Raw genomic sequence first — 5,567 nt, forward strand, 5'->3', positions numbered from 1 at the left:
TGACCGCTAATTATCAACAAGCAGAGCTTATTGATAATAATTTATGAAACACTTAGTTTTTGAGGATTGGTAGTGATTGGCTCAAACACAGTCAGGTAATTGATTTGATGATGAGGCTAGCCTCATCGAACTCAGGTTAAAGGTGTAGACTGAAACAGTCGATCGCATCTGGCTGCTTCAAATAGTTGTTCCAATGCTGCTGGTGTCATTGGATGGGATCTTCCAAATGCACCTAATACCCGTGAGTACATTTTAGCTCTCCGTGAAACAGTGAATCAGCCTGCTAACGATCGCTAAATTTGCCAGTAAGAAGAAAATCGTTAAATATCGCAGCCAGATCGTTTAAAACACTCTAGAGTCGAGTCCGCGCAGGCGGACTTGGCAACATTAGCAACGACTTCCAGTCGTTGTGTCTTCGCAATCTTAGCTAACAGAGGTTTTTTCTGCCTCGCGATCGTTTTGTAGCTCTAGACAATAACCCGCACCATAAATCGTCTTGATATACTTAGGACGACGTGGATCGGGTTCCATTTTGGTACGGAGGTGGCGGATGTGGACGCGAATAGTCTCGATATCGTCATCGGGATCGTACCCCCAGACCTCCTTGAGAATCTCACTAGGGGACACTGTTTGCCCGTGTCGCTGGAGTAAGCAATGCAGTAGTTCAAATTCGAGGTGAGTGAGCTTGATCGTCGCGCCGCACCAAATTGCCTCGAATCGCTCTGGAACTAGCGTCAGTTCACCATAGTTGAGAATTTCGCTATGTTTGGCAGCTTGGGGAATCCGATCTGTCCGCCGCAGCAACGCCCGTACGCGCGCTAGTAGCTCTTCAATCTCAAATGGCTTCGTCAGATAGTCATCCGCACCAGCATTGAACCCTTCCACCTTATTCTGGGTTTGGCTCAGAGCGGTGAGCATCAATACCGGAATATCTGAAGTGCGATCGTCGCGGCGCAAGCGTTGGCAAACCGTGTAACCATCAACTTTGGGCAGCATCAAGTCTAGCACGATCAAATCTGGCTGAATTTGGATCGCCATTGCCTGCCCTTGAATACCGTCGGGCGATTGGTTCACCTCGTATCCAGCCATTTCGAGGTTAATACAGACTATTTCAGCGATCGCTGCATCATCATCGACGACTAGTATTCGAGGCATGTTCGAGTAATTTTGTGTAAATGTCGGAAAAGTTTGTTAAAGATCTCTCGCGAAACAAAGCCTTCTGTAAAGATTATACGCAACTAGCTCGGGCGAGGTGAGTTTTTTGGATATGTCTCCATTTTACGTCATAGTGACTAGTTGATAATAGATAGTTGGGTAGGCTTGAGGTTCGATTGACGCAAGTATCCATCCACCATTCACCCATCCACTCTACCTCATGGCAACCATTCCTCCCACTGAGCCAACTTGGCTGACTGTCTTCCGGCTCCTGCGTTGGGACAAGCCCGCCGGGAGATTAATTTTGATGATTCCGGCTTTGTGGGGATTGTGTCTGGCGGCGAAGGGCAATCCACCACTACCATTATTGGGCGTCGTGATTTTGGGGACATTGGCAACTAGTGCGGCAGGATGTGTCGTCAACGATCTGTGGGATCGAAATATCGATCCGCAGGTAGAGCGTACCAAGAACCGTCCGCTAGCAGCCAAGTCACTATCGATCGCGACTGGCATTGGCGTGCTGATTGTATCGCTGATTTGTGCGGCGATTTTGGCTCTATATCTCAACCCGCTCACCTTCTGGCTGTGCGTTGCAGCCGTGCCAGTCATCTTGCTCTACCCTGGGGCAAAACGGGTATTTCCCGTACCGCAATTGGTATTATCGATCGCCTGGGGATTTGCAGTGTTGATTAGTTGGTCGATGGTGACGGCGAGTATTGCTCCCCCGACGTGGTATCTATGGGGGGCGACGATTTTTTGGACATTGGGATTTGATACGGTGTATGCGATGTCCGATCGCGAGGATGACAGGCGGATTGGGGTCAATTCTAGTGCCCTATTTTTCGGTAAATATGTTGCCGAAGCGACTGCTATTTGTTATGCCCTGACGGTGGGATTGCTCGGCTATATGGGTCAACTTATGGGCTTGGGAGCGATCTTTTGGCTGACACTCGGCATGTCTGCTGGTTGCTGGATCTGGCAATATCTCCGGCTCAAAAAACCGACAATTCCGCGCTCTTTCTATCCCCAAATGTTTCGCGAAAATGTCTGGATCGGTTTTGGGCTATTGTTGGGGATGGTTTTAGGGATTAGATATTAATATTTCTCACAGCTCTAGCGATCGATCTGTTTGAGCTGCTTTAATCAGGGTAGAGATCGAAATTTGTCAGCGATCTGCTCCCAAAATCTCAGTGCATATTAGCTAGAGAACCGAATCGATATTTTATCGGAGGCGGCAAAGATGAAACGCATGAAAGTGACAATGCTGTTGGCTGTGGCGATCGCCTGTTTAGGTGCCAATGCAGCTCAGGCTGAGGCTCCGACACCTCGGGGCGGTTGTTGGTCGCGGGAGATTGCCGTCCGACCGCCAGCCGAACAGCCACCAGTGACCAAGCTAGTCGGGCGCGTCGTCGCGATCGAGCACAATGATAAGCATCAACCGATCGCGGCTAAAGAGCGTGTCACCTGGGCGCGGGTAAGAACTAACGAAGGTGCCGAAAAGTCAGTTTACCTGGGATCGGAGCGGTACCTCCAGCAGCAACGTCTCGACATCAAAGTCAACGATGTCGTCGTAGTCGAAGGCGTCCAAACACTCAAATCCCAGCAATTACCAACGATCGCGGCTAAGACTATCAAAAAAGGCGATCGCATCTGGAAGGTGAACCAGCTTGCGGCTAAACCGACGGGGACGAAATGGTGTCGATCTACTGGCTGATACTGCTGTTAATCTAAGATAAGATTGTTGTGCAGCAAATAGCTTAGATGATGTCAGAATCGCTTCAGGATTTACTTACCGCCGTTGCTGCCGGAGAACTGGCACCCGATCGCGCATTACTCAAAATCCAGTCACTGGGCTACGAATCGATCGATGAATTTGCCAAGATCGACTTGTCACGTCAACAACGTACGGGTTTTCCCGAAGTTATTTGGGGGCTGGGCAAAACACCAGCGCAAATCGTGCGGATTATCGAAGTCATGCGCCGACAACAATCGGTGGTGATGGCGACGCGGATTACGCCAGCAGTTTTTGCCGAACTTCAGCAGCAGATCCCCGATCTGATCTATTATCAGATGGCGCAAATCTGCGCGCTAACGCCCCCGCAAGTCTCGCCCCTACATCCAGGCAAAATTACCATTTTGACCGCTGGGACGGCGGATTTACCCGTCGCTGAGGAGGCTGCTTGCACTGCGACTCTGTGTGGTTTTGAGGTGGTGCGGCTGTGGGATGTGGGTGTGGCTGGTATTCACCGCCTGTTGAGCAATCGTCATGTTATTGATGATGCTGATGTGCTGATCGTGGTAGCAGGGATGGAGGGAGCTTTGCCAAGTGTGGTGGCGGGATTGGCTGATTGTCCGGTCATTGCGGTGCCGACTAGTATCGGTTATGGGGCGAGTTTTGGGGGGATTGCGCCATTGTTGACGATGTTAAATTCTTGTGCGGCGGGGGTGGGTGTTGTGAATATCGATAATGGCTTTGGTGCGGCGATTTTGGCGGGTCAAATATTGCGATCGGCTGCAAAAATTGGCTCTAAATCTCAATCTGCCAACCTGAAGTAATCACTTATTCATCAGTGCGAGTCTAAATTAGTATGCCACAGAGCGATCGAGATCTAGATGGGTAAGATAGTCTTATTGATAACCGCTCGGAGCGCACCATGTCACTCAAAAATACCGCCCAAGAAACACTAAATATACTCGAATCAGGAAAATATACCAATAGTGCTGGAAAAACAATTGAATTTTTAGCTGCACAGCAGATGGCAGTTAAAAAAACGGTTTTATATACGCCGCAACAGTCGGATGCACTATTAGCAAAGGAAGCCGTTGCTAAATCCCGACAGCAACCCCAGATCGAGGTGACTAGCGAAACAACTCAAGCCGCAGCCAATCGACTCGTCCGCGCTGAGGGATGTCAAGATTTGGTATTGTTGAGCTTCGCATCAGCACGAAATCCTGGCGGTGGCTTTATCAATGGTGCCAAGGCTCAGGAAGAGGACTTGGCTCGGTGTTCGGGCATCTACCCGTGTCTGCTAACTCAACCCATTTATTATGATACCAACCGCGCGGGAGAATCGCTGCTATACACCGACCATATTATCTACTCGCCGAATGTACCTTGGTTTCGCGTCCGCAACCGCGAACTGCTAGATGATGTTTTTCTAGCATCGGTGATTACTGCCCCCGCACCCAATGCGGGACAAGCCTTGCGCCGCGATCCTCACGGTGGCGCAGCGATTGCAGCGACACTCGAACGACGTGCGGGGATGATTCTCGCTATTGCCCGCGAGAATGGACATCGATCGTTATTACTCGGAGCTTGGGGTTGTGGTGTATTTTGTAACGATCCGAGGATGGTGGCAGATGTATTTGGGCGATGGCTCGAACATCCCTACTTTTTGGGTTGCTTCGATCGAGTTGTATTTGCGATCTACACTTCAACTAGTAACTTAGATACATTAACAGCATTTCAAACGCGGTTTCAAATCGACAAACTAGCGATCGAATCAGTTGACAGTTAGGAGCTTATAACAAATAATTGTAACATCAACATCATTTAATACTGAGGTTCGATATGCCGATTGTTACCAAAGCGAATGACTTACTGGCTGAGTTTGCTATTTTCCCTGTCGAACCCGATCTTCAGGTAAGTTTAGTAGAACGAGTCATTCAAAACATCAACACCCTCAAGCATCAACCTGGATTTGCTTCAGGTACGGTTTTACATAGCCATGATGGACTCAGGGTAACAAGTTATGTCCAGTGGATAGATCTAGCATCTTATGTCGCTACTCAACCCTTTACAGATATCGCTGCGCCAGATATTCACCTATTTGAAATCTTTGCCGCAGAGCCAGAAAGTACAGAGTTGCAACTATCGCCAAACATGAGCGGACTTATCAATTTTGGCATCTTCAAAATGAAGCACCCTGAAAATCAGCCGAGATTCATTGAGTTATTTCGCCAAGCACTGGAAATGGTATCGGGACAAGCAGGATTGATATCGACTCATGCTCACCGCAGTTTTGATGGATGGCGTTGTATCAATTTTGGACATTGGGAATCTGTCGAAAAATTCACAGCAATGGATTCAAACCGTCCATTCTCACCGCTCTTTGGAGAAATGCTCGCTTTGGCGGATAATGAGTATCAAAAAACATTGCATGAAGTAGTTTTTACCACTTAATAAAGTTTTCTCGTTACAAAAAGATTTGGAGAATAACTATTGGTGCAAAATCTCGAAATTTACTGTTTGACAAGGTTAAGAAATGCTGAGAACCTGAGTTCGATGAGGCTAGCCTCATCATCAAATCAATTACCTGACTGTGTTTGAGCCAATCACTACCAATCCTCAAAAACTAAGTGTTTCATAAATTATTATCAATAAGCTCTGCTTGTTGATAATTAGCGGTCAT

At 48.1% G+C, this 5,567-nt stretch carries 6 protein-coding genes; 5 read left to right on the plus strand and 1 reads right to left on the minus strand.

The window, feature by feature from the left end; translation table 11 throughout:
- Nucleotides 1–423 precede the first annotated feature (423 nt).
- A complete protein-coding gene (locus tag ACEW9I_RS23855; protein WP_373542829.1) occupies nt 424–1,155 on the minus strand; it encodes a response regulator transcription factor in 732 nt (243 codons plus the stop codon).
- 220 nt (nt 1,156–1,375) lie between these two features.
- Here ACEW9I_RS23855 and ACEW9I_RS23860 point away from each other — a divergent pair, with 220 nt between their 5' ends.
- The 5 genes from ACEW9I_RS23860 to ACEW9I_RS23880 all read left to right on the plus strand — a co-directional run bounded on the left by ACEW9I_RS23860 (nt 1,376) and on the right by ACEW9I_RS23880 (nt 5,338).
- Nucleotides 1,376–2,254, plus strand: coding sequence for a 4-hydroxybenzoate solanesyltransferase (locus tag ACEW9I_RS23860; RefSeq protein ID WP_373542830.1), 879 nt, complete (start codon nt 1,376–1,378; stop codon nt 2,252–2,254).
- Between the two features lie 141 nt (nt 2,255–2,395).
- Nucleotides 2,396–2,869 carry a hypothetical protein gene (locus ACEW9I_RS23865; RefSeq protein WP_373542831.1) on the plus strand — a complete coding sequence of 158 codons (474 nt, stop codon included), beginning with the start codon at nt 2,396–2,398 and terminating at the stop codon, nt 2,867–2,869.
- A gap of 47 nt (nt 2,870–2,916) precedes the next feature.
- Entirely contained in the window at nt 2,917–3,711 is a 795-nt protein-coding gene (larB, locus tag ACEW9I_RS23870) for a nickel pincer cofactor biosynthesis protein LarB (RefSeq protein ID WP_373542832.1), read from the plus strand.
- 98 nt (nt 3,712–3,809) lie between these two features.
- Nucleotides 3,810–4,673, plus strand: coding sequence for a TIGR02452 family protein (locus ACEW9I_RS23875; protein ID WP_373542833.1), 864 nt, complete (start codon nt 3,810–3,812; stop codon nt 4,671–4,673).
- 53 nt (nt 4,674–4,726) lie between these two features.
- The gene (locus ACEW9I_RS23880) at nt 4,727–5,338 is read left to right on the plus strand and encodes an antibiotic biosynthesis monooxygenase (protein ID WP_373542834.1); all 612 of its coding nucleotides are present in this window, start codon (nt 4,727–4,729) and stop codon (nt 5,336–5,338) included.
- Nucleotides 5,339–5,567 lie beyond the last annotated feature (229 nt).

The organism is Chamaesiphon sp., assembly GCF_041738855.1.
Classification (GTDB): Bacteria; Cyanobacteriota; Cyanobacteriia; order Cyanobacteriales; family Chamaesiphonaceae; genus Chamaesiphon.

Coding starts and splice junctions, on each gene's coding strand:
- ACEW9I_RS23855 (WP_373542829.1), bottom strand. CDS start 1,155: ATGCCTCGAATACTAGTCGTCGATGATGATGCAGCGATCGCTGAAATA.
- ACEW9I_RS23860 (WP_373542830.1), top strand. CDS start 1,376: ATGGCAACCATTCCTCCCACTGAGCCAACTTGGCTGACTGTCTTCCGG.
- ACEW9I_RS23865 (WP_373542831.1), top strand. CDS start 2,396: ATGAAACGCATGAAAGTGACAATGCTGTTGGCTGTGGCGATCGCCTGT.
- larB (WP_373542832.1), top strand. CDS start 2,917: ATGATGTCAGAATCGCTTCAGGATTTACTTACCGCCGTTGCTGCCGGA.
- ACEW9I_RS23875 (WP_373542833.1), top strand. CDS start 3,810: ATGTCACTCAAAAATACCGCCCAAGAAACACTAAATATACTCGAATCA.
- ACEW9I_RS23880 (WP_373542834.1), top strand. CDS start 4,727: ATGCCGATTGTTACCAAAGCGAATGACTTACTGGCTGAGTTTGCTATT.